This window comes from Streptomyces sp. NPDC007863 (genome assembly GCF_040633895.1).
Lineage (GTDB): Bacteria > Actinomycetota > Actinomycetes > Streptomycetales > Streptomycetaceae > Streptomyces.
Window position 1 is genome coordinate 1 of record NZ_JBEYEI010000053.1, and the last position, 4,028, is coordinate 4,028.

Annotated in this window: 8 protein-coding genes; 2 read left to right on the plus strand and 6 right to left on the minus strand. The window is 66.7% G+C overall.

What is annotated here, in order from left to right:
* The first annotated feature begins 144 nt into the window (after positions 1-144).
* A complete protein-coding gene (locus ABZ621_RS37490; RefSeq protein ID WP_360611640.1) occupies positions 145-384 on the plus strand; it encodes a helix-turn-helix transcriptional regulator in 240 nt (79 codons plus the stop codon).
* 45 nt (positions 385-429) lie between these two features.
* On the opposite strand, the gene ABZ621_RS37495 is transcribed toward ABZ621_RS37490, so the two are convergent.
* Positions 430-618 (minus strand): hypothetical protein, encoded by a 189-nt coding sequence (locus tag ABZ621_RS37495; protein WP_360611642.1) that lies wholly within the window; start codon positions 616-618, stop codon positions 430-432.
* Positions 619-965: 347 nt separating this feature from the next.
* Here ABZ621_RS37495 and ABZ621_RS37500 point away from each other — a divergent pair, with 347 nt between their 5' ends.
* Positions 966-1,211 (plus strand): winged helix-turn-helix domain-containing protein, encoded by a 246-nt coding sequence (locus ABZ621_RS37500; protein WP_360611644.1) that lies wholly within the window; start codon positions 966-968, stop codon positions 1,209-1,211.
* Here ABZ621_RS37500 and ABZ621_RS37505 read toward each other — a convergent pair.
* From ABZ621_RS37505 to ABZ621_RS37525, 5 genes are read right to left on the minus strand one after another with little or no spacing between them, the layout of a single operon-like run.
* Entirely contained in the window at positions 1,201-1,413 is a 213-nt protein-coding gene (locus ABZ621_RS37505) for a holin (protein WP_360611646.1), read from the minus strand. The genes ABZ621_RS37500 and ABZ621_RS37505 overlap by 11 nt on opposite strands.
* Positions 1,413-2,000: a hypothetical protein gene (locus tag ABZ621_RS37510; protein WP_360611648.1), complete on the minus strand. Its 588-nt coding sequence runs from the start codon at positions 1,998-2,000 to the stop codon at positions 1,413-1,415. The genes ABZ621_RS37505 and ABZ621_RS37510 overlap by 1 nt, the downstream gene beginning before the upstream one ends.
* A complete protein-coding gene (locus ABZ621_RS37515; RefSeq protein WP_360611650.1) occupies positions 2,000-2,554 on the minus strand; it encodes a hypothetical protein in 555 nt (184 codons plus the stop codon). Before ABZ621_RS37515 ends, ABZ621_RS37510 begins: the two co-directional genes overlap by 1 nt.
* Positions 2,554-3,297 carry a hypothetical protein gene (locus ABZ621_RS37520; protein ID WP_360611652.1) on the minus strand — a complete coding sequence of 248 codons (744 nt, stop codon included), beginning with the start codon at positions 3,295-3,297 and terminating at the stop codon, positions 2,554-2,556. The genes ABZ621_RS37515 and ABZ621_RS37520 overlap by 1 nt, the downstream gene beginning before the upstream one ends.
* Entirely contained in the window at positions 3,294-3,854 is a 561-nt protein-coding gene (locus ABZ621_RS37525; protein ID WP_360611654.1) for a hypothetical protein, read from the minus strand. The genes ABZ621_RS37520 and ABZ621_RS37525 overlap by 4 nt, the downstream gene beginning before the upstream one ends.
* Positions 3,855-4,028 lie beyond the last annotated feature (174 nt).

Here is a 4,028-nt window from a genome sequence, read left to right on the forward strand (position 1 = left end):
CCTGCTGGAACATCCGCCCACGACCTCCCAGACATACGACAGCGGCCCGACCCCTCTTGCGAGGCCGGGCCGCTGCGTCGTACACGCATCAGAAGCGACCGTTTGGGTACTGACGCCGAAGATCACTAAGTCAACCGTGGGGTCGTGCCGACACGAAGATCCCCCCACCCCGACTGGGTCATCACCCGAAGACGGGACCTAGGCCAACGCATCGCCGACCTACGTCGCAGAGCCGGCTTATCGCAAGACGACCTCGCCGACCGTATCGGCATGGAACGCCGCAGCATCCAGCGTTACGAGCGCGGCGAACGCGACCCCCGCTACAGCGAACTTCTCCTCGTCGCCGAGGCCCTCCAGGTCAACGTGACGGACTTGGTGCGATGAACCTGTCCGCGGGCGATCGGCGTGTGAACGCCCGCGGACAGGGGTCTACTGGCCGAGGTAGCGGCTGAGGCGCGACGTGTACGTCGCGCCCGGACGGACCTCACTGGCCGCCGTGTTGCACTCCTCGTCGGTGGCGTGGTGATAGGTCGACGGCCGGGCACCAGACGCGGAGTCCGGCATGTACTCGACCGGGGTGCCGGTGATCCGGTAGCCGCAGCGGGCGCACGTCTTCACCGTCGAGCCGCCTTCTTCGGCTTGCCGTGGCAGGAGCAGTAGCAGGACCGCGGCAGCACCTCAATGCCGTCAACGAAGACGGGGCCGGGCGAGCAGTGCACGTGCCCGTACGGCAGGGTGCATACGCCTGAGATGCGTCCGCCTGTACGGGCAGGTACAGGAGGGGTAGCGTGGGCCATGACGAGACCTCCCGAGGGTGTCGTCCGTACCCCCGGACCGGTCGCACGGTCGCGGGGGTCTGTCGTGTAGCTCACAGTACATGGACTGTCATAGGTGTCATAGGGGGGATGGGTGGACTAGGTGGTCTGATGTCGCCTAGACGACGGAGCGGTCCTAGCGTCCGGCGTATGGACTGGCAGCCAGATATCCCCAGGTGGCGGCAGGTGTACGCGCTCCTGGAGGAACGGATCGACGACGGGACGTACCCGCCGGGGACACGCCTGCCGTCGGTGCACGAGATCGTCCAGGAGACAGGCATCAGCCGGGTGACGGCGACCCGCGTACTCCGAGAGCTGCGGGCCGCCAACATCGCGTACATGGAACCCGGAATCGGCACTTTTGTTGCCCGCCTCCCCGAGCCCCCTACTTCGTGAACCCCGCGCTGTCACGATCGCCCCGGTAGCGGGCTGCCACACCTGCCAGCAGCACCACCAGGGCGATGCTGCCCGCGAGCGACAGGGAGTCGCTCCACGGCCACGCACGGACGTCGAACCCGTTCTCCGGCAGCTGGGCCACAAGGGCCGCCGCGAACGCACCCACGGTCCGCTCGCCCAGGTCGATCAGGTAGCAGCGCATCACGACTCCGTCATCCGCATCAGCAGCAGCGTTCGGTCACGGAACGTCTCGCCCGCACCACCCGAGAACCGGCGCACCTCAGCCCTCAGAAACAGCGTGTCGTTCAGCCCCGGATTGATCAGCGTCATTCCCGACACGTCCATGTTCCGTTGCGTCTCCGGCACAGCCGGCAGCAGGTGGGTGTTCACCTCGCCGATCGCGATGTTCGCCTCGTCAACGAGCGCGGCACCCACGTACGCGATGTTCGCCCCCGACGGCAGGGAGTAGATGAACGTGCCCACGGCCATCCACATGCCGGGCAGCAGCATCCGTACACGGCCGCTCGTCAGTGGCGCGATCGCCCCACCAACGTTGAAGTCGATCAGCTCCAGCGGCAGCTCACGCGTGTCCGCCGTACCGCCCGACCCCACCATCGTCACCGGAGTGATGCCGCGGACCCGGGCCATCGGCCGCGGTCCGACGATCGACTGGAGGGTCTGCACGTCCGCGTCGATAGCCTCAGCCAACGCCTGGATGTCGCCGGCCACATCGGTCGGGTCGGTGGGCACGGAGTACGGGTAGCCGCGGTTGACGGTGAAACCAGGCATTAGGGGGCCACCTTCGTGACGTAGAGACGACCGTTCTGCACGTCGACGGGGGCGCCGACGTTCTGCTGCACGGCCATCGTGATGGTCTCCCCGGAGTTGCAGCGGGTGAGGGCCACCATGTTCAGGTTGGTGTTCGGCGAGCCCAAGCCCTTCGTAACGGTCGCGATGTCTGGGACGACCCCGCCAACCGACCTTAGGAAGAGCGCGCACACTGCTGACGTCGGGTTTGGTCCGATGAACTGGATCGTGCCGGACACCAGGTACAGGCCGGTCGACGTGATCGTTACGACTGTCGGCGCGCCAGCAATGTTGACCATGCCCGCGTTGTCGTACAGCTCGTCGGTGAACGTGATCGTCGTCTGGACGCCGGTCGGGATGGTCTGCGACAGGTTCGACACGACAGCCGTCGGCGCGTTCCGGGCCGTCGTGTTGGCCGTGTACAAGCTCTGCACGTCCGCGTCGATGTCCGTCGCCAGCGCCTGAATCTGCGCCGGGAAGTCCTGCATCTCACCATAGAACGGGTAGTCGTACCCGCGAGGTGTCGTACCCGGCATCAGATTCTCCTCACGATCACGCTGTCCCAGAACACCCGCTGGAAGCCGTTGGTGGACGAACGCAGGGCGAGCCGCATGAACCCAGCCACCGGAGCCGACACCGTCCCCGACAGCGTCGTATACAGCGGCTGCTGCACGATGTCATTCGCCGTCACGATCACCGTGTCCGCCGACGACGTGACGGGATAAAGGTTCGTACTGTTCGCGAACCACAGGCCCACCAACGCGGCATCCGCCGTGGCCGTGTCCGTCTCCTGGTACTCACCAGCAGCGAACGCCGACACACTGAACTGCCAGCCGGCCTGCACCGGAATCGGCTGCGAGTACAGGTAGTGCACTGCGGCAGCCGTGTCTGTCGTCCCCACGGACGCCACCTGCGTTCCGTCCGGGGCACCCTCAACCTGCAGCACCACCGCGCTTGAGGTCCCCGACACGTTCGCCAACTGCCACAGCAGCGGTTCCGTACCCGACGCCGAGTCCTCGAACGAGGGGTTCGCGGCCGCCAGTTCGTTCCCGCCCACGCCCGCGAGGGCACCGTGGATCACCCACGTACCGCCCTGCCGCGACACCCACACCAGATCACCAGCCGTGAACTGGGCGCCGCGCAGATAGGCCGCGGTGAACGTCGTCCCACCGACGTTGACCTGGGCCTGGTTGGTGGCGAAGCTGACGACGGTGCCCATGCGGAACGCGGCGTACGGGCCATCCTGTGCCGCCAGAGCCTCCGGCGTCGACGACGTCATGTCGCCATCACCTCCAGAGCCCACATGTGCGACGTCACCGTGAAGGAGTCGGCGCCGTTCGTTGCGATCCGCGGGCGCAGCAGATCACCTGCCGTCAGCTCGGCTGTCGTCGACAGATATACGTCGCCGGCCGTGGCTGTGACCTGTACGCCCACGTCGCCGAAGGACAGCAGGTTGGCATTGTTGCGGAGGATGGTCGGTCGGGCGTTCACCTCGGTGCCAGTGCCGACGATCACAAGGGCGTACATGCCGATCAGGTACCAGCCGGTCCGGGTGATCCGGATTCCGCCAGCGCCGGTGTCTCCCATGCCCGTGGAAGCGAAGATCACTTGGTTGAGCGTCGGGTTGGCGGTACCGGGTGACCAGGCGCTGGCCACGGACTCGCGCATCCGGGCCGCGCGCGGGGCGACGAGCTGGTCGTTCAGGTCGGTTGCGATCTGCTGCACCACGCCGTCGACGGCTTCCGCCAGGGCCCGCAGCTGTCCGATGTCCGACAGGTCCTTGACCCGCGGCGGGTCGCATTCCGGGTAGGGGAAGCCCAGGGGGGTGGTATCCATCACGCTCCTGTCATGGCGGCTCGGGTGGCGATGCCCATAGGGGTGCCGGTGTCGAGGGGGTAGCTGATGCTGTCGATGATTTGGAGATCGGTGACGCCCATGAACGCGAGGTCGACGGTGTCCCCTGGTTCGAGGCTGTAGTCCGCGACCACGTTCGCTGACCACTGGCGTGTC